This is a genomic window from Campylobacter sp. CH186 (assembly GCF_004378925.1).
GTDB classification, from domain to species: domain Bacteria; phylum Campylobacterota; class Campylobacteria; order Campylobacterales; family Campylobacteraceae; genus Campylobacter_D; species Campylobacter_D jejuni.
On the sequence record NZ_RYYB01000006.1, the window covers coordinates 1 to 25,362 of the forward strand.

General features: G+C 28.6%; 28 protein-coding genes and 1 pseudogene. 15 read left to right on the forward strand and 14 right to left on the reverse strand.

Annotated elements, in window-relative coordinates; translation table 11 throughout:
• The first annotated feature begins 70 nt into the window (after positions 1 to 70).
• Complete coding sequence (locus ELQ09_RS06225; protein WP_070316631.1) at positions 71 to 781, forward strand: class I SAM-dependent methyltransferase; 711 nt, start codon at positions 71 to 73, stop codon at positions 779 to 781.
• 6 nt (positions 782 to 787) lie between these two features.
• On the opposite strand, the gene ELQ09_RS06230 is transcribed toward ELQ09_RS06225, so the two are convergent.
• From ELQ09_RS06230 to eptC, 5 genes are read right to left on the reverse strand one after another with little or no spacing between them, the layout of a single operon-like run.
• Positions 788 to 4,057 carry a type ISP restriction/modification enzyme gene (locus ELQ09_RS06230; protein WP_134263845.1) on the reverse strand — a complete coding sequence of 1,090 codons (3,270 nt, stop codon included), beginning with the start codon at positions 4,055 to 4,057 and terminating at the stop codon, positions 788 to 790.
• Positions 4,058 to 4,066: 9 nt separating this feature from the next.
• Positions 4,067 to 5,062 (reverse strand): dihydroorotase, encoded by a 996-nt coding sequence (pyrC, locus tag ELQ09_RS06235; protein ID WP_096702692.1) that lies wholly within the window; start codon positions 5,060 to 5,062, stop codon positions 4,067 to 4,069.
• A complete protein-coding gene (locus ELQ09_RS06240; protein WP_134240030.1) occupies positions 5,052 to 5,297 on the reverse strand; it encodes a replication/maintenance protein RepL in 246 nt (81 codons plus the stop codon). Before ELQ09_RS06240 ends, pyrC begins: the two co-directional genes overlap by 11 nt.
• A complete protein-coding gene (locus ELQ09_RS06245) occupies positions 5,294 to 5,650 on the reverse strand; it encodes a diacylglycerol kinase (protein WP_002933902.1) in 357 nt (118 codons plus the stop codon). Before ELQ09_RS06245 ends, ELQ09_RS06240 begins: the two co-directional genes overlap by 4 nt.
• On the reverse strand, positions 5,647 to 7,182 hold the full coding sequence (eptC, locus tag ELQ09_RS06250; protein WP_070316636.1) for a lipid A/FlgG phosphoethanolamine transferase EptC: 1,536 nt from the start codon (positions 7,180 to 7,182) through the stop codon (positions 5,647 to 5,649). Before eptC ends, ELQ09_RS06245 begins: the two co-directional genes overlap by 4 nt.
• Before the next feature lie 117 nt (positions 7,183 to 7,299).
• Between eptC and ELQ09_RS06255 the strand changes: the two genes are divergently transcribed.
• Positions 7,300 to 8,058: an exodeoxyribonuclease III gene (locus ELQ09_RS06255; protein WP_052791911.1), complete on the forward strand. Its 759-nt coding sequence runs from the start codon at positions 7,300 to 7,302 to the stop codon at positions 8,056 to 8,058.
• Between the two features lie 19 nt (positions 8,059 to 8,077).
• Here the strand turns inward: ELQ09_RS06255 and ELQ09_RS06260 are convergent, their stop codons facing one another.
• The 3 genes from ELQ09_RS06260 to moaC are packed head-to-tail and all read right to left on the reverse strand — an operon-like array spanning position 8,078 to position 9,942.
• The gene (locus tag ELQ09_RS06260; RefSeq protein WP_088303817.1) at positions 8,078 to 9,238 is read right to left on the reverse strand and encodes a hypothetical protein; all 1,161 of its coding nucleotides are present in this window, start codon (positions 9,236 to 9,238) and stop codon (positions 8,078 to 8,080) included.
• Positions 9,228 to 9,491 (reverse strand): DUF493 family protein, encoded by a 264-nt coding sequence (locus tag ELQ09_RS06265; protein ID WP_088303818.1) that lies wholly within the window; start codon positions 9,489 to 9,491, stop codon positions 9,228 to 9,230. Before ELQ09_RS06265 ends, ELQ09_RS06260 begins: the two co-directional genes overlap by 11 nt.
• On the reverse strand, positions 9,469 to 9,942 hold the full coding sequence (moaC, locus tag ELQ09_RS06270) for a cyclic pyranopterin monophosphate synthase MoaC (RefSeq protein WP_070316637.1): 474 nt from the start codon (positions 9,940 to 9,942) through the stop codon (positions 9,469 to 9,471). Before moaC ends, ELQ09_RS06265 begins: the two co-directional genes overlap by 23 nt.
• 92 nt (positions 9,943 to 10,034) lie before the next feature.
• Here moaC and ELQ09_RS06275 point away from each other — a divergent pair, with 92 nt between their 5' ends.
• Both ELQ09_RS06275 and ELQ09_RS06280 read left to right on the forward strand, forming a co-directional pair.
• Complete coding sequence (locus ELQ09_RS06275; RefSeq protein ID WP_002851965.1) at positions 10,035 to 10,190, forward strand: highly acidic protein; 156 nt, start codon at positions 10,035 to 10,037, stop codon at positions 10,188 to 10,190.
• Between the two features lie 2 nt (positions 10,191 to 10,192).
• Positions 10,193 to 11,503, forward strand: a complete 1,311-nt coding sequence (locus ELQ09_RS06280; protein WP_002866386.1) for an MFS transporter — start codon at positions 10,193 to 10,195, stop codon at positions 11,501 to 11,503.
• On the opposite strand, the gene cheQ is transcribed toward ELQ09_RS06280, so the two are convergent.
• Positions 11,472 to 11,951: a cheVAW transcriptional regulator CheQ gene (cheQ, locus tag ELQ09_RS06285; RefSeq protein WP_079264939.1), complete on the reverse strand. Its 480-nt coding sequence runs from the start codon at positions 11,949 to 11,951 to the stop codon at positions 11,472 to 11,474. The two genes, ELQ09_RS06280 and cheQ, sit on opposite strands and share 32 nt — an antisense overlap.
• Before the next feature lie 24 nt (positions 11,952 to 11,975).
• Positions 11,976 to 12,833 (reverse strand): cheVAW transcriptional regulator CheP, encoded by an 858-nt coding sequence (cheP, locus tag ELQ09_RS06290; RefSeq protein WP_002933722.1) that lies wholly within the window; start codon positions 12,831 to 12,833, stop codon positions 11,976 to 11,978.
• A 193-nt stretch (positions 12,834 to 13,026) separates the two neighbouring features.
• Here cheP and ELQ09_RS08410 point away from each other — a divergent pair.
• Both ELQ09_RS08410 and ELQ09_RS08415 read left to right on the forward strand, forming a co-directional pair.
• Positions 13,027 to 13,900 (forward strand): annotated as a pseudogene (locus ELQ09_RS08410) (FIST N-terminal domain-containing protein).
• Complete coding sequence (locus ELQ09_RS08415) at positions 13,876 to 15,003, forward strand: methyl-accepting chemotaxis protein (RefSeq protein ID WP_070316639.1); 1,128 nt, start codon at positions 13,876 to 13,878, stop codon at positions 15,001 to 15,003. Before ELQ09_RS08410 ends, ELQ09_RS08415 begins: the two are co-directional and overlap by 25 nt.
• Positions 15,004 to 15,056: 53 nt before the next feature.
• Here ELQ09_RS08415 and rplT read toward each other — a convergent pair whose 3' ends face one another.
• Positions 15,057 to 15,410: a 50S ribosomal protein L20 gene (gene rplT / locus ELQ09_RS06300; RefSeq protein WP_002880898.1), complete on the reverse strand. Its 354-nt coding sequence runs from the start codon at positions 15,408 to 15,410 to the stop codon at positions 15,057 to 15,059.
• Between the two features lie 93 nt (positions 15,411 to 15,503).
• Positions 15,504 to 15,695 carry a 50S ribosomal protein L35 gene (gene rpmI / locus ELQ09_RS06305; RefSeq protein ID WP_002777995.1) on the reverse strand — a complete coding sequence of 64 codons (192 nt, stop codon included), beginning with the start codon at positions 15,693 to 15,695 and terminating at the stop codon, positions 15,504 to 15,506.
• A gap of 158 nt (positions 15,696 to 15,853) precedes the next feature.
• On the opposite strand from rpmI, the gene ELQ09_RS06310 reads away from it, so the two are divergent.
• From ELQ09_RS06310 to ELQ09_RS06325, 4 genes are all read left to right on the forward strand, one after another.
• Positions 15,854 to 17,020, forward strand: a complete 1,167-nt coding sequence (locus tag ELQ09_RS06310; RefSeq protein WP_134224897.1) for a hypothetical protein — start codon at positions 15,854 to 15,856, stop codon at positions 17,018 to 17,020.
• A gap of 136 nt (positions 17,021 to 17,156) precedes the next feature.
• A complete protein-coding gene (locus ELQ09_RS06315; protein ID WP_002851900.1) occupies positions 17,157 to 17,558 on the forward strand; it encodes a bacteriohemerythrin in 402 nt (133 codons plus the stop codon).
• Positions 17,559 to 17,735: 177 nt separating this feature from the next.
• Entirely contained in the window at positions 17,736 to 18,917 is a 1,182-nt protein-coding gene (locus ELQ09_RS06320) for a NifS family cysteine desulfurase (protein WP_002858709.1), read from the forward strand.
• Positions 18,918 to 18,926: 9 nt separating this feature from the next.
• Positions 18,927 to 19,898: an iron-sulfur cluster assembly scaffold protein gene (locus ELQ09_RS06325; protein WP_088303823.1), complete on the forward strand. Its 972-nt coding sequence runs from the start codon at positions 18,927 to 18,929 to the stop codon at positions 19,896 to 19,898.
• A gap of 22 nt (positions 19,899 to 19,920) precedes the next feature.
• Here ELQ09_RS06325 and ELQ09_RS06330 read toward each other — a convergent pair whose 3' ends face one another.
• The gene (locus tag ELQ09_RS06330; protein ID WP_088303824.1) at positions 19,921 to 21,804 is read right to left on the reverse strand and encodes a mechanosensitive ion channel family protein; all 1,884 of its coding nucleotides are present in this window, start codon (positions 21,802 to 21,804) and stop codon (positions 19,921 to 19,923) included.
• Positions 21,801 to 22,436 carry a carbonic anhydrase gene (locus ELQ09_RS06335; RefSeq protein WP_002851887.1) on the reverse strand — a complete coding sequence of 212 codons (636 nt, stop codon included), beginning with the start codon at positions 22,434 to 22,436 and terminating at the stop codon, positions 21,801 to 21,803. The genes ELQ09_RS06330 and ELQ09_RS06335 overlap by 4 nt, the downstream gene beginning before the upstream one ends.
• 159 nt (positions 22,437 to 22,595) lie before the next feature.
• On the opposite strand from ELQ09_RS06335, the gene ELQ09_RS06340 reads away from it, so the two are divergent.
• From ELQ09_RS06340 to ELQ09_RS06360, 5 genes are all read left to right on the forward strand, one after another.
• Positions 22,596 to 23,291, forward strand: a complete 696-nt coding sequence (locus ELQ09_RS06340; protein WP_002851668.1) for a Bax inhibitor-1/YccA family protein — start codon at positions 22,596 to 22,598, stop codon at positions 23,289 to 23,291.
• Between the two features lie 104 nt (positions 23,292 to 23,395).
• Positions 23,396 to 23,767: a preprotein translocase subunit SecG gene (secG, locus tag ELQ09_RS06345; RefSeq protein WP_002854650.1), complete on the forward strand. Its 372-nt coding sequence runs from the start codon at positions 23,396 to 23,398 to the stop codon at positions 23,765 to 23,767.
• A 9-nt stretch (positions 23,768 to 23,776) separates the two neighbouring features.
• A complete protein-coding gene (frr, locus tag ELQ09_RS06350) occupies positions 23,777 to 24,340 on the forward strand; it encodes a ribosome recycling factor (RefSeq protein ID WP_079460285.1) in 564 nt (187 codons plus the stop codon).
• Positions 24,341 to 24,342: 2 nt separating this feature from the next.
• Positions 24,343 to 24,951: an orotate phosphoribosyltransferase gene (gene pyrE / locus ELQ09_RS06355; RefSeq protein WP_070316645.1), complete on the forward strand. Its 609-nt coding sequence runs from the start codon at positions 24,343 to 24,345 to the stop codon at positions 24,949 to 24,951.
• On the forward strand, positions 24,952 to 25,362 hold the full coding sequence (locus ELQ09_RS06360) for an RDD family protein (RefSeq protein WP_070316646.1): 411 nt from the start codon (positions 24,952 to 24,954) through the stop codon (positions 25,360 to 25,362).

Genomic DNA, 25,362 nt, shown 5'->3' on the forward strand with positions numbered 1-25,362 from the left:
CAAGCCCAAAAAAGGGCTTGAATTTTAAAAATTTATGCTATGATTTTATATATTTTATCAAGGAAAATATATGAATCTATGGGATAAAAAAGCCAAAACTTACACAAGATATCAAAACACTTTAAACACCATACAAAAGCAAACTTTTGAATATTTGCAAAATTTAAAGATTTCCTTTCAAGATAAAAGCGTTATAGATATAGGATGTGGAACTGGGGTTTGGACTTTACATTTAGCCAAAGAAGCTAAAGAAATTTTAGCTCTAGATAGTGCAAATGTTATGCTTGAAATTTTACAAGAAGATGCAAAAACTCATGCTATATCAAATGTAAAAACTTTAAATTTAGATTTTGAAAACTTTTATAAAAATAATAACGCAAAATTTGACTTAGCCTTTTTGAGTATGTCTCCCGCTTTACAAAATGAAAAAGACTATAAAGCTTTTTTAAGCTTGGCTTCTAAAAAGGTGTATTTAGGCTGGGCAAGTAGGCGTAAAAGTAGCTTTTTAGATCCTATATTTGAACATTTTAACACACATTTTAAAGGTTTTTATGAAAGTGATTTGCAAAGTTTTTTAAATGCACAAAATATCCCTTATGAGTATGAAATTTTTAACGAAACTAGAGTTGTAAAAAGAGACAAACAAAGTGCGATAGAAAATGCTTTGTGGCATTTAAGTATGAATGGTATTAATATAAACAAACAAGAATTAGAAAGCTTTGTAAAAGATGAAGTAGAAGAGATTATAGAGGCTAAGATAAAACTTTTAATCATTAGCTAGTATATACTAGCTAAGATTGATTTTTGAAATTTCATCTTGTATTTTTAAAGTCTCATTTAAAGTTTGTATGATTAAGGTAAAATGATTATGATCTATGTCTTCTTCTTTGTGGCTTTTTAAGTATTTATCTAGCACAGCATAACCGCCTATTTTAAACTCATAAATTTCAAGACTTACTTTAGTAAAATACAAGCTTTCGTTTATGAAAAGTTCTTTTGTGTCTTTGTTGTATTTGATTTTTTGTATTTTTAAATTTTTATTTTTAATGTCTTTAAACAAGGCTTCACCTACATTAAAATCTAACTCATCATTTTTTAATAAATGTAAATTTACAAGTTTTAAGCCTAGTTTGCTTAAATTTTTAAAAGTATTTTTATCTTTTGTAAAAAGAATTTTTGGAAAATCAGTTTTTAAAAAATCAAGATATTTTTCTCTATAAAATTTATGAAAAAGCACAGCATAGATATAGCCTAGTATGTCTTCTGGTGAGAATTTTTCTTTGTAAAGCTCATCTATGAAAGCTCTAAAGCTTTCTTTGAAATTTTCTATTTTTGAGGTGAAATTTTCTTCATTAAAATTTGGATTTTCTTTTTTTAGGAATTTTTTACTTCTAGTTGTAGGGTAAAGATAAAGTGGATAAATATAGCTACCACTACCCACTAAATGCAAATCTATGATTTTGTTACTAATAAAAATATTATTAATATTATTTAATTTTGTTCCTCTATCGCAAATTAATCCTATATTTTCATTTTCTAAAAAATGCTCAAAAATTTCTCCTCTAGGCATACAATGAAATCCTTTTGATTTTCCTGTATAATAAGTCCAACGAACATCAAATGGACGATAGTGAATTTTCTTATAATTAAATGAATTATTTTGAGTATCTTTTAGTTCTTTTTGTGCGTATTCTATTTTCCAATCTCTAGAATCTTGTCCTAAATCAAATTCCTTTCTTGCACTTTCTATATCTAATGATAAAAATCTTTTAATTTTTGTTTTAAGCTCTTCTAAAGATTCTAAATTATCGGAATTTGACATTACAAATTTATCTCTACCACCAACAATCCCTACGCTTGATAACATAAAAATATCTTTTACGCTTATGCCTTTGTTGTATTCTTCTAACAAGTCATTATTTTGTGGTAAGAAAAGATAAAAAGGCTCGTTGTTTTTAACTAAAGTCCATTTTATAGAATTTAAGTTATTTTCATATAAAAATTCGTATTTATCTTTTCTTTTGCCGTATAAATCATGATAATAAATCTTTGTATTTTTGACTTTTGAATTTTGTTTTATAAAGATATTTATACTCACACCTTGCATGATATCAAAGACATTATCATCTTTGCTTCCATCAGGAGCTTTTTCTTTTTTTCTAGTATCGCCGTGTAAGTTAAGTATGTAGATTTTATCAAAGCTTTGCATTAGAGAATATCTCATACCTCTAAAGGTAGGATTATCTAAAAAGCCATTGTTTGAAATAAAAGCAAAAATTCCATTTTCTTGAGAGTCGATTTTACTTTGAGCAAAGCGTATGAATTTTACATAATCATCTAAAAGCCATTTTGGATTTTTTTCATTTTCTAGTTTGTGTTTTTCGTATATGGCTTTAAAAGTTTTTGTATTTTGCTTTGTTTTTTCTTGAAAATATAAATTTATATATTCTTTTTGTTCTTTGTTAAGATTTGCTTTGCTTGGTTCTAAACCATAGCTTATTTTGATCTCATCTTCGTATAAGCCTTTGTTACTACTTGCTCCACTATATGGTGGATTGCCTGTGATGATTAGAATTTGTTCTTCTTTTATTTTTTGCGCTTTTTTGAATTCTTTTGTTAGATCAATGAGAGTAAAAAGCGTGTTTTGATCATTTTGTTCTTTGGATATGCTTTTAGAATATAAAGTATTTGTTAGTGCTATTTTAAGACTTTCATTATCATTTAACGGGGAGTTAAATTCTTCTTTGAAGCTTTGAGAAAGTTTTAAGTGCGCTATAGTATAAGGTGCTATTAAAAATTCAAAACCGCAAAATTTGTCTATCAAAGCTTTTGGATTGTAATTAACGCTATTTTTGCTTATAGGTTCTAAAGCTTTTCTAAAAGCTTCAAGTAAAAAAGTCCCAGTGCCTGTGGCAAAATCAAGCAAAGTTATATTTTTATCCAAAGCTTCACTTAATCCTTTTTTGTGATTGAAATCTTGTTTTAAAACTTCATCAATAGCATTGATGATGAAAATTACTACAGGCGCAGGAGTATAATACACTCCCCTTACTTCTCTAAGCTTTGGATCATAACTTGCTAAAAATGTTTCATAAAAGTGCAAATAAGGATCTTTGTGAGTAGATAAAATAGTAGGACGATTAAATAAGTCTTTCTCGCCTGTTTTGTTTAATTCTTTTATAATGCTTGCAATGTCTATGTGATTTATAATGTTTATGATTTCTTCTAAAAGCCATTTTATGCTTTCTAAATTTTCAAAACTATCATCTAAAAATCCACTCATAGAACGGATTAATGGAAATGATTTTGGTATGAATTTTTTAGCATTGTTTAGATCTATTTCTTTTGCGGTATCGTTATTTAATTTTGCTAAGAATAAGCTATAAGTTAAAGTTTGTGCAAAAGAATCGCAAAATTCTTCATAGGATAATTCTTTATAAAGTGTTTCTTTGAAAGTATTAAATAAACTTATCAATGCTTCATTTTCAATTGATAATAAAAGCTCATCTTTTAAAATTCTTGTTCTTAGGCTTAGATGATTTGCAAAATCTAAAGCTGAATTTATGGGATTTGGGATTTTAGAAAAAAAGATAGCAAAAAGCTCGTTTAGTTCTTTTGTTTTTGTTTCTAGCAAAGATTGATTTTTAATAATGCTTTTAATCTCATCAAGAGAGCAAATTTTTACTTCTTTGCAAATGATAATTTCATTTTTCTCATTTAAGCTTAATAATACAAATCTTAAATAATCTGTGAGAATGATATTTGGGCTTAATTTTGTGTATTTTAAAATTTGATCACTTGTTATGATGTTATCAAGATTTGCATTTACTCTTTTGTTTTCTATGTAGCCTAGTGTTAGAAAATCTTTTGTAATTAAAAAATCCGGAGCACCTCTACCTTCTTTGTCGTTATTTGGTTCTTGTTTGATAGAGATTTTATTTTGCTTGTCTTGATTGTCTTTTATAGCTTGTAATAAATTTTGCAAAGCTGTTCTATGTGTATGTTCCTTATCATTGATAGAAATATCTTTTATGTTTTCTAAATAAGTTTTTAGCATTAATTTCCTTTAATTTGCGACTTTGAAATTTAAAGTTTTCCCTGCCATAAATGGCACTACATCGCCGTATTTTTGTGCTACTTGCCATTCTTGTTTTTCTAAAGTGATAATTTTATCATTTTCAAATTTAAGATTATGGATTTTACAAGCATTATCTGAAATAAATTTTTGTAAATTTGTTTCATTTGAATGTTTGTCAAATAATTCAGCTAATACAGGTAAAATCACCGGTGCGCTAAAAACCCCTGCGGCACAACCACAACATTCTTTAGTGTGCAATGGATGAGGCGCGCTATCGCTTCCAAACATAGCCTTTTCATAGCCACTAAAAGCAAGCTCACATAAAGCGTCTTTATCTTCATAGCGTTTTGCAATAGGCTTGCAAAATAAATGTGGATCCATCTTACCACCCACTACATCATCAAGCGTTATCATTAAATGATGCAAAGTAATAGTTGCGTATAAATTTTCATAATCTTTTAAAAGTTCACATAAAGTTTTAGTGGTAATATGCTCCATAACAATCTTAAGTCGTGGAAAATGTTTGGCTAATTTTTCATAAATTTTAGCAAAATTACTTTCCCTGTCCATTACAAAATCATTGGTTTCTCCATGCACTAACAAAGGAATATTTAAATCACTCATAGCCTCTAAAGTAGGTTTTAAATACTCTATATCAAAACTTGAAACTCCACCATTTGAATTTGTTGTAATTCCTGCTGGATAAAGCTTAATGCCAAAAATTTCATCTTTAGCACTGTAAAGAAATTTCTCATCATAATTTTTAAAAAAAAGTGTCATTAAAGGAGTGAAATTTTCATCTTTACAAGCCTTAAGGATACGCATTTTATAAGCTTTTAAATCTTCTAAATTGCAAAGCGGAGGGATTAAATTTGGCATAATCACAGCTGCACAAAAATCTCTTGCGCTAAAAGGTGCGATAAGTTCTAACATTTGATTATCTCTTAAATGCAAATGCATATCTAAAGGATTTTTAAGTATCATTTTTATCTCCTATATTTAGCTGATAAAATCCATTCTTAAGGCGCTTAAAAAGCTTTTTTTCTTCTAAAAATTTAAAAGTAGTGATGATAGTAGGTTTACTTTGATGTAATTTTTCTTCAAGCTCACTGATTTTAATCATAATAAAACCATTTTCATCAGCATTTTCACATAAAAATTTTAACAATTCAAAACGCTTTTTTCCTAAAATTTCTCGTATTAAATTTTCAAATTTCATAAGCAAATGCTATATAAAATAAAGCCCCAAACAAAAAGAGCTAAAAGCACACTAAAAAACACTGCCGCACTCGCACAATCTTTAGCGATTTTTGCCTTTTCATGCCATTCATTAGTAACTAAATCAACACAAGCTTCAATAGCCGAATTTAAAGCTTCTATAATTAAGATAAGCATTAAGACACTTACCAATAACAAATGCTCTAAAAAACTAACTTTTAAGAAAAAACTAAAAACTATCGCAGGGATAATAATGCAAAGTTCAATTCTAAACGCCATTTCATTTTTAAATAAAGCAAAAATCCCTTCTAAAGCATATCTTGCGTTATTTAAAAAATGATATTTAGGCTTCATGGATTTGCCTTAAGTTTAGGATTTAATAAATCATATTCTGGTTCATAAACACTTGTTTTTACATCAAAATATCCTAAAAGAGTGCTAAAAAGATTATCTTGAGAAAGTTTTAAACCTTTATGCTCTTTAGCTAAATTCATTAAATTTTCATCATTACTCCAAAAAATAGCAGGAATATGAGTTTGATAACTTGGCGCTATAGCATAAGGCATACCATGAAGATAAATATCATTTTCGCCCAAACTTTCACCATGATCTGAAAGATAAAACAAAGAACTTTCATAATCTTTTTGTTCTTTTAATAGTTTTATAATCTCACTTAAAAGATAGTCTGTGTAAAGTAAAGTATTGTCATAAGTATTGATTAAAGCCTTACTATCACATTTTGAAAGTTCATTGGTATCACAAGTTGGAGTAAATTTTTTAAACTCATTTGGATAGCGTTTATAATAAGTTGGCCCGTGAGAACCTTGTAAATGAAGAACTATTATATTTTGATCACTTAAATGATTTAATTTTTCTTTAAAAGGAGTGAGTAAATTTTCATCCAAATCACTAGAAAGCTTTTGTTTATAAGCCAATCTATCACAAACCCCTTTACAACCACCAGAATTATTATCAAACCATGTAGCATCTACACCTGTTTTATAAAGTATATCCATAGCATTTTCTTGAAATTCTGAACTCGAATAATCTCTACGCTTGGATATAGAAAACATACAAGGTAAACTTACCGCTGTTGCTGTTCCGCATGATGAAAAATTATCAAAAAAGACTACATTATCTTTTTTAGTGTAGAAATTGGTATCATTTTTAGCATATCCACCCAAAGAGTAATTTGCCGCTCTAGCGGTTTCACCTACTACCAAAACCAAAATTTTTTTAGTGTGATTGTTTTCTCTATAAGCATCATTAGCTATGGTTTTAAATTCTGGCTTAGCTTTTACAAAACGAATATAATAACGATATACGGCATAAAATTGATAAAAAGGTGTATTGTACATCCTTATTTCATTGTAATTTCTAAAAAAAGGCAAGAAAGTTTTACTTAAAGGAATTAAAACCGCACTAACCACAATCAAAGCCGATATTATATTGATAATTTTAATTTTCATATGAGATTTAAAACTACCATAATCAATTTTTACTTTAACAACATAAAAAACCAATAATAAAGCCAAAACAACAAATAAGATCAATTTTAAATTTAACAAATCTTTTACTTCTTTGATATCTGTTTGAACAACATTTTGTATCATATCAGAGTCTATAAGCACTCCATAAAAACTAATGAAATAAACACTTAAAAAAGATGATATTATAAACAGTATAGAAAAAAATTTGGTAAAAAATTTCACAAAAAATAAAGAAAAAATCGCATGAACCAATGCCAAATAAGCTATAATGAAAACAAAAGTTATAAACCAATTTTGATTATTTTTTTCATACACAAACTCAAATAAATTAAAATTTAATATTGCAATCATTAAAGAATTTAAAAAAGTAAACCAAAACCAAGTTAATCTAAGCATATAAATCCCTCCTTCAAATTTAAGGTTTTAATTTTATTGAATTTTTTTAAATGGATTGTAGTTTTAAATCTTTTTATGTTATGATTTACACTTTTAATGAAAATTTTAAGGAAAACAATGAAACTACTTTCATGGAATGTAAATGGCTTAAGAGCCATTTGTGATAAAAATGCACTTGATTGGATAGCACAAGAAAAGATTGATTTTATAGGTTTTCAAGAAATCAAAGCACATGAAGATAAATTTCCTAAAAAAATTTATGAATATCCTTTTAAACACATGTATTTTAATTCTGCTAAAAGAGCAGGATATTCTGGAGTAATGAGTCTTTGTAATTTTGATAGTGAAGTAAAAAAATGCGAATTTTTTGATGATGAAGAAGGTAGGGTTTTAGAACACCGCTTTAAAAATATCGCACTTTTTAATATCTATTTTCCAAATGGTCAAAAAGATGAAGAGCGTTTAAATTTTAAGATGAAATTTTATGCAGATTTTTTAGTATATTTGGATAAGCTTTTAAAAGATGGGTTTGAAATTATCATTTGTGGTGATGTCAATACCGCTCACAAAGAAATCGATCTTACCCACCCAAAAGTCAATGCCAACACTTCAGGTTTTTTACCTATAGAAAGAGCTTGGATTGATGATTTGCTAAAACTTGGTTTTATAGATACTTTTAGAGAAATTAATGGTGAAATCAAAGAAAAATACTCGTGGTGGAGCTATAGAATGAAAGCAAGAGAAAGAAATGTAGGCTGGAGGATTGATTATTTTTTCATTTCAAAGGGGTTAAAAGATAAACTTAAAAACGCTTTCATAAGAGATGATATTTTTGGCTCTGATCACGCACCTGTAGGTATAGAAATAGATATTTAATATCCCAAAAAATGGGATATTATTTTTTAACAAATTTTTTTGCTTTTTCCCAAAGTCTTACACCGAGCTTTTTAGCTTTTTTAGAATTTAAATCTTTGTATTTTTCACTAGCAATTTTTTCTAATTCAAAAATTTCTTGTTTAAAACGATTTAATTTTCTTTGAGTAAGTTTATTAAAATCATTAATCTTTGGATTTTTTTTAATATCATTTAAAACTAATATTAGTTGCTCTCTGCTTTCACCTGCAAGACGTCTAAATTTAGCAAAAAGATTATCAAGTTCATGTTCTAGCAAATTCTCAACTATACTCTTACAAGGATCATTTTGTAATTGAATCTCTTTTTTTAAAAGAGCAATAAAATCATCTTCTATACCTATTAGTTCTTTACTTTTTAAACTAACATCTTCTTCAAAATTTGCATAAGTTAATGAAGCTTTAAATTTTTCCATTGCTAAAACAATACCATCTCTTGCGCCTTTAATCACACCTAAACAAAGATCTTTTGCATAAGCCATAGATTCATTAGCTATTTCAAAAGCGGTATTTAAAATAATACTTGAAATTTTTAAAATTCTTTCTTTTTCAAAATGAGCTTCACAAATGGCATTATATACGAGATTTTTAGCTATTTCACTACTTGTAAGTTCTATATCTTCAGCCTTTTCTAATGTAGTTAAAAAAGCACTTTCAGCGGTTTCTTTTAAAATTCCAAGCATTTCTATATCAAATAAAATAGCATCATTTAAACCGCCACTAAATTCATCGCAAAAAGAACATTCTTGTAAAATATTCTCGAATTCAAAAAAATTATCGCTGATTTGATTTTTAATCAAATTCTTTTGATTTTCAATCTGTTTGTTTAATAATTCAGCTTCGCTAATATACTCATAAAGTGAATTTTGAGCATCTACAATACTCGCCTTAACCAAAGCTTTGATAACCTTTGTAACATTTTCATCATCAAAAAAATCAAGTTTTTTCAAAATAGTTAAAAATTCAACCAAAAGAGAATTTAAAACTTTTTTTGTTTCATGAGGATTATGTGAAATTTGCTTATACGCAAGATTAAAACTCAAGTCTTCGAGTAAATCACTTGCTTCATCTTTACCGAGATTTGATAAAGAATTTTCAAAAATAATTAAAGTATTTTTCATTTTTCCTTCTTTCTTAAAGTACAAATTTTGCTTTAGCTTTTAATTTATCAAATATATCCAAACGATCTTTTTTGCTATCAACATAAACATTTAATAAATAACTTTGATATTTTCCACTCGCACTTGAATTCGAATGTTCAAATTTATATTCTCTTTGACCTAAAATTTCTTGAAAAATTTCACTTGCCTTAATATGCACCTCAAAAATCACCTTATAATTCCAAAAAGTAGGATAATTGATCTGAGGTTCTTTTTTAAGATCGCACAAATTTACCACTTTTACCTCCTTCTTTGCTTTCAAGCACTATATCCGTAATCCTCATTGATTTATCTATAGCCTTGATCATATCATATATAGTTAAAAGTCCTATACTAACCCCACTTAAAGCTTCCATTTCAACTCCTGTTTTACCTTCACACTTAACTGTTACAATAAGCTTAAATGCACATTCTTTAAAAAATTCCACAATATCAGTTTCAACTTTAGAAAGCATTAAAGGATGGCACATAGGAATAATTTCACTTGTTTTTTTAGCCCCCATTATAGCCGCAACAATAGCTGTTTGAAGAACAGGACCTTTTTTTGCAGTATTGTTTTTAATTACATCAAAAGCTTCTTGACTCACATATATCATACCGCTAGCTGTGGCTATTCTTGAAGTAATATTTTTATCGCTTACATCTACCATTTTAGGATGATTTTTTTCATCTAAATGACTTAATTTCATAAATTCACCTTTTAAAAAATTATAAAAATTATAGCAAAACCAAACAAATTTAAGATAAAATAAGCTTTGTATTTTTATTTAAGGAGAAAACAATGGCTTATGAAGATGAAGAAGATTTAAATTACGATGATTATGAAAACGAAGATGAAGAATATCCACAAAATCACCATAAAAATTATAATTACGATGATGATGATTATGAATACGATGATGATAACAATGATGATGATTTTTATGAGATGGATTAAGAATGAGCAAAACCCTTAATCAAAAAGATATAAAAGTTTTAGGACTTTCATCATTAGGTGGAACTTTAGAATTTTATGATTTTATTATTTTTGTATTTTTTGCAAATTATATTTCAACAAACTTTTTTCCAAAAGATTTAAGTAGTTTTTGGCAAATGTTTAATACTTATGGAATATTTGCGGCTGGATATTTAGCGCGTCCCTTGGGAGGTGTGATACTGGCGCATTTTGGAGATAAATTTGGACGCAAAAGAATGTTTATGATTAGTATTTTGTTAATGGTTATTCCAACTTTTACTCTAGCTTTTATTCCAAATTATGAAAGCATAGGTTTTCTTTGTATTGTGCTTTTAGTTTTTATACGCATTTGTCAAGGCATTGCTATAGGCGGGGAACTTCCTGGAGCTTGGGTTTTTGTATACGAACACGCACCACAAGGTCAAAAAAGAACTTATTTGGGAATTTTAACCGCTTCGGTTGTAGGTGGAATTTTATTAGGTAGTTTAGTTTTTTTAATTATGAATAAAATTTATACCCAAGAAGAACTTCATGAATGGGCTTGGAGAATTCCATTCTTTTTAGGTGGAATTTTTGGGATTATTTCTGCTTATTTGAGAAAATTTTTAAGAGAAACTCCTGTTTTTGAACAAATGAAAAAAGACAAGGCTTTAGAAAAATTTCCTTTAAAAGAAGTGTTTAAAAAAGCTAAAATGGGAATTGTTCTTTCTATGATGATTACTTGGGTTTTGACAGGTTGCATTGTTGTAATGATTTTGCTTATGCCTAGCTATATGGCAAAAATACTTCAAATTAACACTTCTATACAAACCTATCTTCAAATAGGTGGAATTTTACTTATTTGCCTAGGGTGTATTATAAGTGGAATTTTAGCGGATAAAATAGGCATTATCAAATCTTGTGTATTTTTTAGTGTTTTTTTTGGAATTGTAAGCTTGCTTTATTTTAATACTCTATATAGACAAAATGCTGATTTTAACCTAGTAGCTTGCTTATATTTACTTGTATGTTTTTTTAGCGGAGTGATGAATTTTTGTCCTTTAATAATGAGTGAAGTATTTGATGCAAAAATTAAATTTTCAGGACTTTCTTTTTCATATAATATTGCTTATGCTATAGCTGGAGGTTTAACTCCGCAACTTGCTTTTTTCTTGCATAGTTTTGCCTTAGATAATTTAAGTAATTTTTGGCGTTTTTCTTTGGGAATTTATGTTTTCTTTTTGGCTATTATAGCTTTGCTATGTGCATTTATTTTTTCTTATCTTAATAATACCCAACGCACATACTCTCAGTGATTTTGATACGCTTTTCAAAAGGAGCTGGGCTAAAAAAATGGCATTTTTCTATATAAATATGCTGATGATAATTTAGCCCTAAAAAATCATAAAATTTTTTTAGGTTAACAAATTTAATCCCGCAAATCTCCTTAAGCTCTAAAAGTTTATAAATAGAAGAATTATTTTTTTCCACTAAATGAGAGGGAGCTAATCCAGTAAAAGAGCAAAAAGCACTTGCCAATACAAAACCATTTAAACCATTACACTGCCTTAAAGCTTGCTGATGTTTTTCTAAAATGCAATTTCTATGCAAAAATACAATTCTTGTTCCTTGATATCTACCTATTTCTACATTTTTCCAAAATTTATAAGCATTTTTTGAAATTCCAGCAAAACGATGAAATTCAGCGTTTAAAATATAATGATCTAAAAATTCATTAGGAGGTAAGATTAAACTTTTCATCACTATAATTTAGAATCTAAAGGCTCTTTAATCTTCTTTATCTAAATTTTCCTTAGCTTTGCTAGGAAGCTTGGATAAAAGATTATTTAAATCAAAATTAATTCCCTGAGTTTTTGCCTCTTCAAGTAAAGCAACTGCAGCTTTTGCATTAAATGGAGAAGAGCCATCATGTGGAGTAAAAAGATGATCTGTTATTGCTAGAGCATAAGCGGATTTTTTCACTTCTTCACGAGCAGCATGAGGAGTGCGAACAAAACATATACTTTCAATCAAAACATCATCAAAATTCCAACGATGCAACAAAAATCCTAAGAAAGAAATATGATCTACACCTAAAAATTCATTCTCTGCTAAAGCAAGATTTTCATTTTTATTTAAAAAAGCTAAAAAATCCTTATCCTTATGATTTTGTATAAGAAAATTTGAAAAAATAACAATACCAAATCTTAAAAGCATTGCACAAGGAACTAAAAGATGAGAAAGTTTTTTATCTTCATCATTAAGCCAATTTGTGATAAAAGTTGCCTCTTCGTTGCAATTTCTTAAAAAAACTTGAGTATCCAAACCATATGGCGAAACATCTATTTTAAAACTATCCCTAATGGAATCAGCGGTAACTATATTGATGATATTACTAACACCTAATAAAGTAATCACTTGATTTATGGTTGTAATTTCTCTTGTAAAACCATAATAAGGAGAATTTGCTAATTGCAAAAGCTTAGCCGTCATCAACGGATCGCTTGAAATAATTTCAGCAACTTTCATGGTTTCTATATTTGAATTAGCCTCACTTACATATTTTCTTAACTTACTTACAGTATCAGGCAAAGGTGGCAAAACTTCGACGCTTTTTAATAAAAGCTCGTTCATATCTCCGATCATATTTAATACATCCTTATTTAATATTCAATGTTGTTCATAGATTTACAATTATATCTAAAATTTAATTTACTTATTGCATTTTTTTATTGCTTAAGGTATAATAAAAATTACAAATAAATGTAAATGCTTGAATTTATGACATTTTGATTTAGTTAACTAGTAATTAAAAAATAGTTTTAATGGAGTTAAATTGATGTTTTTTAATTTTAAAAATAAAAGCTCAACAAAAAAAGAAGAAAGTAAAAAAGTTTTAGAAGCTCTATATCTTCAAGAAAATGAACTTGAAGAAAAATTGAAAAAAATAAATATCAAGCCAAAATTAATCATAGGCTTTGTGTCGTATCAACTTAATCTAGCGATCATAGGAAATAAGATTCAAAATTCTATAAATGAACAATGTGATATCATCTTAAGCAGTGCTACTGATTTATTATGCAACCTTGATTCTAACTCAAACATTGAAAATAGTCCCTATAAACAAAATATCCAAGGAATAAGTTTGATGCTTTTTAGTGAAGATATGGTAGAAAATCTTTGCGCAAATAAAATCAAGCTTTTTAGCAATATAAAAGATTATACAGAAAGAAAAAAACTGATAGAAAAAGAAGTTTTATCTATAAATATACCTTTTGAAGCACACTGCACAAATACTTTACATTATTTAATTTATGACGGTTTAAGTCAAAGCGAAAGTTCTCTTTTAGAACTTTTATACAAACACAACCCCTATCCTTGTGCTTTAGTAGGAGGTGGATCTAGTGGAAATATGGACTTTAGCGGAACATTTATATTTTATAATGGAGAAATATTAAAAAATCAAGCTTTAAGCATACATGTTCAATTTAAACCTAAGTATCGTTTTGATTTAATGAAGTCTCAAAATTTCAATCCTCAAAGCAACATTACCTTTACTATACTTGATGCAAGCTTATATGATAGGACAGTACGTGAATTTATTGATAAAAAAACCTTTCAATCCATCAACGCGGTTGAAGCTTTATGTAATTATTTTAACTGTACTTTTGAAGAACTTAAAAATAAAATGCAAGAATATACTTTTGCTTTAAAAATTGGAGAAGACTATCTTATTTCCCCTATGGAAATCAACCCAGATAAAACATTATTTAGTTATTGTGATATAGAAAGTGCTCAAGAATTAAGCTTGCTTAAAAAAACAAATTTTATTGAAGCCATAAAAAAAGATTACGAAAAATTTTCTCTTAATAAACCAAAACCACTAGGAGCAATTTTTAATGATTGTATCTTAAGAAGACTTCACAACAAAGAATATTTAAATCAAATCCATTTTAATGATTTTCCTATAGTTGGTTTTTCTAGTTTTGGAGAAATTTATGGAGTGGGAATTGCAAAAAGTTTAGTGGCAATATTTTTTTATGAAGTTGAAAATTTTAATGATTTCAAACCTAGATATTTAAAAACTTTCATACAAAAATACAGCGATTTTAAATACTATTATCTTAATATAAGAGCTCAAAAACTAGAAATGACAAATGAGATTAATAAAATAATTTTAAATCAACTCAAACAAAATACATCAGAAATTGATAAAAATACAAGTATATTTAAAGAAATTTTTGAAGAACTTGAAAATATAAGAAGAAGTCTTACAACTATTAGTGAAAGTTTTACCAATTTCACTAACTACCTAGAATACAACCTTTACCAAAGCGAAGAAAAAATGAATTTAGAAAAAGAAGTGCAATCTTCTTTGAAAAATATAGATCAATTAAATAGTATTTTAGATCTTATTTCAGGGATTGCTGAACAAACTAGCCTTTTATCTTTAAATGCAGGTATAGAAGCTGCTAGAGCTGGAAAACTTGGTCGTGGATTTGCAGTTGTAGCTGATGAAGTTAGAAAACTTTCAGAAAATACCCAAATGGGTCTAGGTGAAATGGAAGGAGCTATTAAATTAGTTATTCAGACCATACAATCCATTGCAAAAAGTTCCAATTCTAGCACTCAAGAAATGAATTTTATAAGGGATAAATCCAATGAATTTTCCAAAATCATTTCAAATCTTATAAATTCAGGTAAAGAAATTTCAGATAAATTAGAACAAAGAAGCAATGTCAGCGAAGATTTTGAAAAAAATGTAAATCAACTCAAATGTTATGAAGATGTTCTAGCTAAATTAAATCAATACTAAAAAATTAAGAATTTCAAGAAATCGAAAATCTTGAAATTCTTACACTAAAAAAATTAAAGTGCTTTTTTTGCGGCCTCTGCAATTTTTGCAAAAGCAGCAGCATCATTCATAGCTAAATCTGCTAGAATTTTTCTATCAAGTTCAATGCCTGCTTTTTTAAGACCATTAATAAATCTTGAATAACTTAAATTATTAAGCCTACAAGCAGCATTGATACGCACAATCCAAAGACGACGGAAGTCTCTTTTTTTACGGCGTCTATCACGATAAGCATAGACTAGACTTCTTTCTAATTGTTCTTTTGCTTTTCTAAAATGTTTGCGGCGTCCACTATAAAAACCACGCGCTAATTTTAAAACTTTTTTATGTCTACGGCGTCTAACAACACCTGTTTTTACTCTTGCCATTTTTATTTCCTTTCATAAAGTGGCGTCCAAATTTGGAGCTTGCCCTTGAAATTTTATTTCAAAGGGGAGTTTGAATGACTTTTAGTCAAAAACTTAAATTCCTAGCATTTTTTCAACAGCTTTTACATTTGTGCTATGCACATATTTAGCTGTGCGAAGATCACGCATTCTTTTTGCAGGTTTTTTAGTCAAAATATGACTTCTAAAAGCTGAGCCTCTTTTGATTTTATTTTTACCTACTTTGAAGCGTTTAACTGCGCTTTTAACGCTTTTCATCTTTGGCATACGCTTTCCTTATTTAGATAAATTTTTATTTTTCAAATTAAAAGAAAAGCTAAATACTATCAAATTTTTTCTAATTTTTGACTGAATTTAATTTTTAAAAAAAACTTGGCACACCTTTTGCTTATAAAAAAATCAGCAATATTTTGGAAAGATTTAAAATGACTATAAATTCGGCAAATCCGTATCAAAATTTAACCTTATCTAATCCTTTACAGAATAGCTCTGCTTTAAATTTGATTAAAGATAACAAAGCTTTAGAACAAGAAGGAAATGAAAATAGCTTAGAACAATTAAGTTATATTTTTAATAATACCACTTATGCCAGTGAATTTGGATTTAGAATCAATGAAGAAGGTTTTTTTGATAAAGATTTAAATAAAATTGCAAATATACCAGAATCTTATAATATCAACATTAAAAGCGTTAGAAGCATAGCAAAAGAACTCACAAAACAAGATGAAAATTTAAACTACAATAAAATTGATCTACCTTATCTTTTAAATAGCTATCATAGTTCATTAAAATCTATAAATTCAGAATTTTTACAAGATGATAATGCTTATTTAAGTCGCGATCTTATTTCAAAACTATCATCAGGTTTTTCAACAGATAATGGAGAATTTTTAGGCCAAATTTCAAGAATTTACAACAATCAAGAAGAAATTGATTTGGCATTAAGCAATATCACAAATTTAAATACTTTAATGTTAGATAATAAAATAACTAATTTTCATTTTGATAAAGCCATAGAAAACACTTCTTCTAATGAAATTTTAAAACCTTATTTAACTAAAAATGCAGAAGTATCAAAATCTGGTCTTTTAATGAATTTTATCTACCATGATATAAAAACTCAAAACGAAAAAGAATTTAACTTTTTTATGAAACCTGCCACTTTAGAACTAAGCTCTCATCAAAATTTACAAAAAATTCTCAAGGGCGAAACAGATATAGAAGATTACATCAAAAAAGAAAATGAAAAAAAGATGAGTTTTGATCTTTATCTTTATGTTAATGGCGTAGATAAAAAAACAAGCACTCAAGACAAACTATCTGTATTTTTTCAACAATATATTAACTACCAAAAAGATATGGATTTAAGAGAATTTGCAAATTCAAGTTCAATATTTCAAATTTATATCGATCAAAATCGCAATGATTTTGATGCTCTTAAAAAACAATATCAAAACCAAAGTCAAGATACGCAAAGATTAGAAGAAGTAAATCAACTACGTTCTAGCTCTATAGAAAATTTTTTAGATCGTCGTCAAAAACAAGCAAATATAAATAAAATTCTAAACTCTTATATGTCTGTGATGGTTTAAAATAATTTTTTAAAAAATATATAAATTATAAATACTTTAATAATAATAATTTTTATATAATTAATTAATAAAATTTTAAGTATTATAGCATTATAATCCGCTCTCAAAAAATATAAATATAAAAGTACTCAAAACCATGACTTATAATGAAAAAATTATTTCGATGAATAATGATCTTTTAGATCATCAACATAAAGAACTTTTTGAAATTTCTAAAAAACTCTCTTTAATGAACCAACGTCATGTTGGAACAAAAGAGTTAAAAATTGTCTTAAGAGAGTTGTTGATAATGATCAATAGACATTTTTCAGATGAAGAAGCCTTTATGAGAGAAATAGAATATCCTTATATCAACCATCATACAAGAATTCATAGAAAAATTATCTTAGAAATTGAAGAAATTATCATCAGTGAAGCTAAATTTGTAAATATAATGACCGAAAAATTAAATCTCGTTGTTCAAGATTTTATCTTTAAACATACAGCCAAAGAAGATTCAAAGATAGTAAAGTATTACGAAGAAAAATTTAAGAAATAGTATTTCTCATTTTTGCTATATAAAATTCACAAAATATTTCACTTTAAAATTTTACTTTAGCATTTTATTTTTGTTATAATTTTTAACCTAATTTTTATAAATTTTTGTTATTATCCGTTTTCAAATAAAGATAAAAAATATCCTAATTAAAATTAAGGATAAATTAAGGATTTTAAAGTGAAAGTATATTTAGATAACAACGCAACGACAATGCTTGATCCTAATGCTTATGAGTTGATGCTACCTTTTTTAAAGGATATGTATGGAAATCCAAATAGCCTTCATCAATATGGTAGCGCAACACATCCTGCCTTAAGAGAAGCTTTGGATAAACTTTATGCAGGACTTGGAGCAAATGACCTAGATGACATAGTTGTAACCTCCTGTGCGACAGAAAGCATTAACTGGGTGCTTAAGGGTGTGTATTTTGATCATATTTTAGATAAAGAACGCAATGAAGTGATTATTTCTAGTGTAGAACACCCTGCTGTTACTGCTGCTGCTTATTTTTTAAAAAGTCTTGGAGTAAAAGTCATAGAACTTCCTGTAAATGAAGAAGGGGTTTCTACTGTAGAAGATTTGCGTAAAGTGATTAGCGATAAAACAGCACTTGTAAGTGTTATGTGGGCAAATAATGAAACAGGTATGATTTTTGATATTAAAGCGATGGCAGAACTTGCGCATGAATTTGGTGCTCTTTTTCATACAGATGCTACTCAAGCAGTAGGTAAAATAAAGGTTAATTTAACTCAAGTAGGAGTTGATTTTGCTTCATTTTCAGCACATAAATTTCATGGACCAAAGGGTGTGGGTGGACTTTTTATAAAAAAAGGACTTAAACTTACTCCACTTTTACACGGTGGAGAACACATGGGTGGTCGTAGAAGTGGAACTTTAAATGTACCTTACATAGTGGCTATGGGCGAGGCTTTGCGTATTGCAAATACTATGCTTGATTTTGAAGATTCTCATATACGCCGTTTAAGAGATAAACTAGAAGATCAAATTTTGGCCTTGCCTGATACAACAGTGGTTGGAAAAAGGGAACACCGTGTGCCTAATACAATCTTAGCAAGTATTAAAGGTGTTGAAGGCGAAGCAATGCTTTGGGATTTAAATAAAAATGGTATAGCTGCAAGTACGGGCTCAGCCTGTGCAAGTGAAGCTTTAGAAAGCAATCCTATTATGGAAGCTATCGGTGCGGAGCATGATTTAGCGCATACAGCTTTAAGGCTTTCTTTGTCACGTTTTAACACTGAAGAAGAAATTGATTATGCAGCAAAACAAATTAAAAATGCAACACAGAGATTAAGAGCAATTTCTTGCACTTATGCTTATAATCCAAATAATTACAAATAAGGATGAAAAATGGGAAAAAATAGTTTAATTGGTGGATCCATTTGGGATGAGTATTCACAAAAAGTTCAAGATAGAATGAATAATCCTCAACATATGGGAGAATTTAGTGAAGAAGATGCTAAAGCACGCAATGCAAAATTGATCGTAGCTGATTTTGGTGCAGAAAGTTGCGGCGATGCGGTAAGACTTTTTTGGCTTGTAGATGAAAAAACTGATAAAATTATCGATGCAAAATTTAAAAGTTTTGGTTGTGGTACAGCTATAGCAAGTAGTGATACTATGGTGGATCTTTGTATAGGAAAAACTGTAGATGAAGCAGTAAAAATCACAAATTTAGATGTGGAATTTGCCATGAGAGATAATCCAGAAATTCCAGCTGTTCCACCTCAAAAAATGCACTGTTCAGTTATGGCTTATGATGTAATCAAACAAGCAGCAGCGCATTATAAAGGTATAAGTCCTGAAGATTTTGAAGATCAAATTATAGTTTGTGAGTGCGCTAGAGTAAGTCTTGGAACCATTAAAGAAGTGATTAAACTTAATGATTTGCATAGTGTAGAAGAAATCACACAATATACTAAAGCAGGTGCTTTTTGCAAGTCCTGTATCAAACCAGGCGGACATGAAAAAAGAGATTATTACCTTGTAGATATTTTAGCTGAAACCAGAGCCGAGATGGATAGAGAAAAACTCAAAAATACAATGAAAAGTGATGTGGCTTTTGATGAAATGACCGTAGTAGGACAATTAAAAGCAGTTGAAAGTGTTTTAGATGCTGAAATTCGCCCTATGCTTCATAATGATGGTGGAGATTTGGAAGTGATTGATATACAAAAGGCTGAAGGTGCAGCAATTGACGTTTATATTCGTTATCTTGGTGCTTGTAGTGGTTGTTCTAGTGGAAGTGGTGCGACACTTTATGCTATTGAAACAATTTTACAAGAAGAATTAAGTCCAAATATACGCGTTATGCCGGTTTAAAAAATAGCAAGATAAAATCTTGCTATTTTATAGCTTTTGCTTGCAAATCAAGAGGTGGTAAATTTTCTATATAAATACTGCGACTTGGGAAAGCAAAAGTTAAGCCATTTTTTTCGATTATACGCATAAACTCAAGCATTAAGCTTTGTCTAGCTTCCCTAAAATCTTTTGCTCCTATTTTTTTGGTATAAAAATAAAGCTCTATATTAATACTACTATCTGCAAATTCGCTTAAAGCCACATAACAAGCATTTTTATAGCCTTCTAAATCGTTAATAGATACAAGATTTTGACGATATTTTGTCGTATGATCACCATATTTTAATGCACTATCCTCATCGTGAGCTACCAAATCACTTGTATCCAAAAATTCTTTCAAATCTTTTACACATTGATCTAATTTTTCAGGAGTAGCATCATAACCAACACCCAAATACATTCTAACATGGCGACCCATGCGTCTTTTACTCCAATTTTTGATATTAGCTCCCATAATAGTTGAATTTGGTAAAAATACGAGACAATTATCAAAAGTTCTAATAGTAGTTTTTCTAAGTCCTATTTCAACTACTGTTCCTTCTATACCTGAAACCTCTACCCAATCTCCTTGATTAAAACTATTATCAAAAAGTAAAAGTATAGAAGCAAAGAAATTTGCAATGATATCTTTCGCTGCTAAAGCAACAGCTAAACCACCAATTCCCAAAGATGCAATAATAGCCGAAATATTAAAACCAAGCTGAGCAAGGATATATAATAAAGCTATGATAATAATAACAAAATATAAAATTTTAATAATTAAATTTACAACTTCTTTTTTTCCGCTTTTTTGAGCAAGCTTAGAAACTAGTACCATTCCATAACCATCAAGCATTTTTAAAATAAGCCATGCAATCAAAACCGCATAAATTATGTGGAAAAAATTACTCAAATTAATACTTAAAGGTGCAGGATAAGTTGCTATAGTAAGACAAATCGAAATAGCATAAACAATCAGAAAAAAACTCACTGGTTTTTTAATATTCTCAATAAAAATAACTTTAATATCATCTACATCATTTTTATTTCTATAAAAAAGCCGAACAAGGAAAAAATATACTATATTTGCAAAAAAACGTCTTAAAGATATAAAAAATACTAAAACCAAAGCAGAAATTACTATTTTTCCGATATTAACAAAACTTACCCCAATTGCCTCATTTATACGATCTATCCAAACTTGAAGCTCAAGTAGTGAAAAAATATAATTACTTTCAAGCAAATCTGCATTTGAACGTAAATACTTAAGAATTTCAGAATAAGAATCTACAGCATTACTGATATATCTTTCTTTTAGGGTAATTTTTTCTAATTCTTCTGGATTTGTAATTTTGCTTTTAAAACTATCTAAATTAACATTAGAAGAATTTTGTAAATTTTCCATTGCCTTATCAACAGTAGCAATCAAATCTTCACTGCTTGCTGTATTTTTAAAAAGTTTTTCCACTTCAAACAAAGAAGAATAAAAACTTTCCACAATGTTAAAATAAACTAGATTAAGAGTGGCATCTGTATAAATGTAAGGCTTATTAATATTCTTTTTTTGAACATCTAGTAATTTTTCTTTTGCTTTTAAAAATCTAGCCACTGCCTCTTCATTAATCTTTTGTCCTACTATCATATCGGGTATTTTTGCTAAAATAGTCTTTTTGTCTTTTTCAAATTCACTTAAAATACCATTAAAAGTGCTTGAATTTTCATCATTGTTTTTCTTAAATTCTTTAATTTGATTGTTAAGATCAACATATTTTTCAACTAAAGCATAAATTCCTTCATCTTCTTTACTAATATTCGCATCAATAAATTTAAATTCTTGTGCTCCAAGGTATAAAATAAAAAAACATAAACTAAAAATAATTTTTTTCATTGAACTTTCCTATCCTGTATTAAAGTAAAAATTTTTGCTTTAAAATCATACTCATAAATTTCACCTGTCTCTATAATATAATACCAAGCATGTACTTCTATTTTTCCTTCATCTAAAGCTTCTTGCACGCCTGGATAAGTAAGTATATTTTGCAAAGAATTTACTAAATTTAATTTTTCTGTAAGCCATGAACGCATAGCCAAATCGTCTCTTGCAAAAATCATCACATCTTTTTTTATCGGATCTAACATGGTAAGCCACTTTTTCACGTTAGGAATTTTATTTAATTCTTCATCAGAATAATAAAGAGCATTACAACCTCCACAATTACTATGGCCACAAACGACGATATTTTTAATATGCAATGAATTTAAAGCATACTCTATTGCTGAAGTTGTCGCCAAGTAATCTTCTCCAACGCGATAAGGTGGAACTATATTTGCAATATTTCGTATTACAAAAAGCTCACCTGGACCCGTATTAGTGATCAAATTTGGAATTACTCTAGAATCAGAACAACCTATAAAAAGAGTATGGGGATTTTGCTTATTTTTTAGACTTTCAAAAAGTTCTTCATGCTCCTTAAAGTCTTCTTGCATAAACTTAATCGCACCGCTAATAAGATTTTCCATAGAACCAACCTGAAACTAAAATCTTGAAATTATAACAAAATTTCAGCAAAGATTTCATTTAAGTATAAGATATTATATAAATTAACTTTTTATTTAGTCTAATATGTTAGATTTCGCTCAAGATTTTAAAAAATCTAACAATTTTGCAAGGAGAATTTTATGAGTCTTTATGATAGAGACTACTCAAGATCAAAAGAATTTGAAAATACACGCTCAAGCGAATTAAGTATTTTTATTAAACAAACTTATCAACTTTTTGCTGCTTCATTATTAGCTGCAACAGTAGGTGCATATGTAGGAATTTTTGCTTTAGCATCATTTTTTATACAATCACAAGTAACTTTTTGGATCCTTTTTGCTGTTGAAATCGGACTTTTATTTGCTTTGCAATGGAAAAAAAGAGAAGCTCCATTAAATCTTGTTTTACTTTTTGGTTTTACTTTCTGCTCAGGTTTAACGCTTACACCTTTACTTATTTCAGTTTTAGCTCTACCAGCTGGAGGAATTATCATCGCTCAAGCTTTTGCTTTAACAACAGTTGCTTTTGCAGGACTTAGTGTATTTGCTATGAATACAAAAAAAGATTTTACTGTTATGGGTAAAGCTTTATTTATAGTATTGATCGTTATTGTAGCAGCATCTTTACTAAACCTTTTCTTCCAAAGCAGTATAGTTAATCTAGCTATTTCAGCAGTAGCTGCAATATTATTTTCATTTTACATTCTTTATGATACGCAAAATATTATCCGCGGAAATTATGAAACCCCAATCGAAGGTGCAGTAGCACTTTATCTTGATTTTGTTAATCTTTTCGTATCTTTACTTAATATCTTAAGAAGCTTCAATAGCAGATAAGTTTTTGTGGGATTTTTCTCACAAAAACTTTTCAAGTTTCAAAACTTTTCAAGTTTTATTTAGTTAAAATAATCATTTAAAAATTAACTTTATAGGAATTTTCAATGATCACTCTTTTAATCATTTTACAATTTATCATCGTTGTAGTTATTTGTATAGCAGTTTTACTTCAAAAAAGTTCAAGTATAGGACTTGGAGCTTATAGTGGAAGCAATGAAAGTTTATTTGGCGCCAAAGGACCGGCTGGATTTTTGGCAAAATTTACCTTTGTCATGGGAATTTTACTTATTGCAAATACTATTGGTCTTGGTTATTTATACAATAAAGCTAGCAAGGACTCTTTAGCAGAGAAAATTAAAGTAGAAAACAACAACACTACTATTCCAAGTGCTCCTATTGTGCCTGCTACCCCAAACACAAATTCTATCGCTCCAAGTGCACCACAACTTCCAAGCGATGTTAATTCAAGTAAATAATTAAAGGAAATGATAATGCTAAGTGAAATTTTTAACAAACAAAAAACCCAAAGTGAAAAATCTTTAGAAGCCTTAAAAAAAGACTTCACCACTTTAAGAACTGGAAAAGTTAATACCCATATTTTAGATCATATTACAGTGGATTATTATGGAACTCAAACTCCTTTAAATCAAGTAGCAACTGTTTTAGCAAGTGATGCTTCAACTATTAGCATCACTCCTTGGGAAAAACCTTTACTAAAAACCATAGAAAGTGCTATTGCAGCTGCAAATATCGGTGTAAATCCAAATAATGACGGCGAAAGTGTAAAATTATTTTTCCCTCCGATGACTAGAGAGCAAAGAGAAGAAAATGTAAAACAAGCTAAAGCTATGGGTGAAAAGGCAAAAGTTTCTATAAGAAATATACGCAAAGATGCCAACGATGCAGTTAAAAAACTAGAAAAAGATAAGGCAATAAGCGAAGATGAAGCAAAAAAAGCTTATGATGAAGTACAAAAACTTACCGACACCTACACAACAAAAATTGATGAGAGTGTAAAAAGCAAAGAAAGTGAACTTTTAAAGGTTTAACGATGAATTTAGAGCAAATTTATAAAGATTATGGTGCTTATTTAGAAGGGCATTTTTTACTAAGTTCAGGTAAACATTCGCAGTTTTATCTTCAAAGTGCAAAAGTTTTAGAGGACCCAAAATTAGCAGCAAAACTTTGTGATGAACTTGCAAAGATTATTGCAAACTATAAGATAGAATTTGATAGCATTTGTTCTCCTGCTTTAGGTGGAATTTTAGCAGGTTATGAGCTTGCAAGAGCTTGTAGTAAACGTTTTATCTTCACTGAAAGAGTAAATAAAGAAATGACTTTAAGACGTGGTTTTGAGGTAAAAAAGGGTGAAAAATTTATAATTTGTGAAGATATCATTACTACAGGTGGTAGTGCTTTAGAGAGTGCAAAAATCATTGAAAGTTTAGGTGGAATTGTTGTAGGTTTTGCAGCATTGGCAAATCGTGGTTTTTGTGCGGTAGAAAATTTAAAATCTCCAAGAAAAGATAATGCGAAATTACCTGAAAATTTACCACTCTTTACTCTAGGGAATTTTGAATTTGAAATTTACGATGAAACAAATTGTCCGCTTTGTAAAAAAGGGAGTAAGGCTATAAAACCAGGAAGTCGTGGAAATTAAATGAAAACTAAAGCAAAAATTAGCTCTAGATGGCTAAGATTTAGAGCTTTGCTTATAGATATTTTTCTTATTTATGTTCCTATTTTGTATTTATTTTATTTTCTATTGGGCTCTAAAGAAGCTTTTTTAAACAACCATTTTATCACAACTTTATGTACTTTTTTATTTGGTTTGATTCAAGCTATTTTTTTAACAAAAAAGGCACAAAGCCCAGGTCTTAAAGCATATGATTTATATCTTATTGATATAAAAACGGGAAAGAAACTAAGTTTTCTTAGAATTTTACTAAGATATGTGATATTTATTATAAGTTTTGGCTTACTCTTTGGTTTATTTGTCAGTTTTGCAAGAAAAGATCGTTTAAATTTACACGATATTTTAACTCAAAGTTGTATAGCTACCAAAGCATAA

What these genes read in the sequence shown, in the direction of transcription:
- rplT (WP_002880898.1), bottom strand. Translation starts at nt 15,410, where the DNA reads ATGGCAAGAGTAAAAACAGGTGTTGTTAGACGCCGTAGACATAAAAAA.
- ELQ09_RS06340 (WP_002851668.1), top strand. Translation starts at nt 22,596, where the DNA reads ATGAGTCTTTATGATAGAGACTACTCAAGATCAAAAGAATTTGAAAAT.
- ELQ09_RS08415 (WP_070316639.1), top strand. Translation starts at nt 13,876, where the DNA reads ATGCAAGAATATACTTTTGCTTTAAAAATTGGAGAAGACTATCTTATT.
- ELQ09_RS06330 (WP_088303824.1), bottom strand. Translation starts at nt 21,804, where the DNA reads ATGAAAAAAATTATTTTTAGTTTATGTTTTTTTATTTTATACCTTGGA.
- pyrC (WP_096702692.1), bottom strand. Translation starts at nt 5,062, where the DNA reads ATGATACTTAAAAATCCTTTAGATATGCATTTGCATTTAAGAGATAAT.
- secG (WP_002854650.1), top strand. Translation starts at nt 23,396, where the DNA reads ATGATCACTCTTTTAATCATTTTACAATTTATCATCGTTGTAGTTATT.
- ELQ09_RS06230 (WP_134263845.1), bottom strand. Translation starts at nt 4,057, where the DNA reads ATGCTAAAAACTTATTTAGAAAACATAAAAGATATTTCTATCAATGAT.
- ELQ09_RS06335 (WP_002851887.1), bottom strand. Translation starts at nt 22,436, where the DNA reads ATGGAAAATCTTATTAGCGGTGCGATTAAGTTTATGCAAGAAGACTTT.
- ELQ09_RS06255 (WP_052791911.1), top strand. Translation starts at nt 7,300, where the DNA reads ATGAAACTACTTTCATGGAATGTAAATGGCTTAAGAGCCATTTGTGAT.
- ELQ09_RS06310 (WP_134224897.1), top strand. Translation starts at nt 15,854, where the DNA reads ATGACTATAAATTCGGCAAATCCGTATCAAAATTTAACCTTATCTAAT.
- ELQ09_RS06280 (WP_002866386.1), top strand. Translation starts at nt 10,193, where the DNA reads ATGAGCAAAACCCTTAATCAAAAAGATATAAAAGTTTTAGGACTTTCA.
- ELQ09_RS06315 (WP_002851900.1), top strand. Translation starts at nt 17,157, where the DNA reads ATGACTTATAATGAAAAAATTATTTCGATGAATAATGATCTTTTAGAT.
- ELQ09_RS06325 (WP_088303823.1), top strand. Translation starts at nt 18,927, where the DNA reads ATGGGAAAAAATAGTTTAATTGGTGGATCCATTTGGGATGAGTATTCA.
- ELQ09_RS06360 (WP_070316646.1), top strand. Translation starts at nt 24,952, where the DNA reads ATGAAAACTAAAGCAAAAATTAGCTCTAGATGGCTAAGATTTAGAGCT.
- ELQ09_RS06240 (WP_134240030.1), bottom strand. Translation starts at nt 5,297, where the DNA reads ATGAAATTTGAAAATTTAATACGAGAAATTTTAGGAAAAAAGCGTTTT.
- eptC (WP_070316636.1), bottom strand. Translation starts at nt 7,182, where the DNA reads ATGCTTAGATTAACTTGGTTTTGGTTTACTTTTTTAAATTCTTTAATG.
- ELQ09_RS06245 (WP_002933902.1), bottom strand. Translation starts at nt 5,650, where the DNA reads ATGAAGCCTAAATATCATTTTTTAAATAACGCAAGATATGCTTTAGAA.
- ELQ09_RS06275 (WP_002851965.1), top strand. Translation starts at nt 10,035, where the DNA reads ATGGCTTATGAAGATGAAGAAGATTTAAATTACGATGATTATGAAAAC.
- frr (WP_079460285.1), top strand. Translation starts at nt 23,777, where the DNA reads ATGATAATGCTAAGTGAAATTTTTAACAAACAAAAAACCCAAAGTGAA.
- rpmI (WP_002777995.1), bottom strand. Translation starts at nt 15,695, where the DNA reads ATGCCAAAGATGAAAAGCGTTAAAAGCGCAGTTAAACGCTTCAAAGTA.
- pyrE (WP_070316645.1), top strand. Translation starts at nt 24,343, where the DNA reads ATGAATTTAGAGCAAATTTATAAAGATTATGGTGCTTATTTAGAAGGG.
- ELQ09_RS06225 (WP_070316631.1), top strand. Translation starts at nt 71, where the DNA reads ATGAATCTATGGGATAAAAAAGCCAAAACTTACACAAGATATCAAAAC.
- moaC (WP_070316637.1), bottom strand. Translation starts at nt 9,942, where the DNA reads ATGAAATTAAGTCATTTAGATGAAAAAAATCATCCTAAAATGGTAGAT.
- cheP (WP_002933722.1), bottom strand. Translation starts at nt 12,833, where the DNA reads ATGATCGGAGATATGAACGAGCTTTTATTAAAAAGCGTCGAAGTTTTG.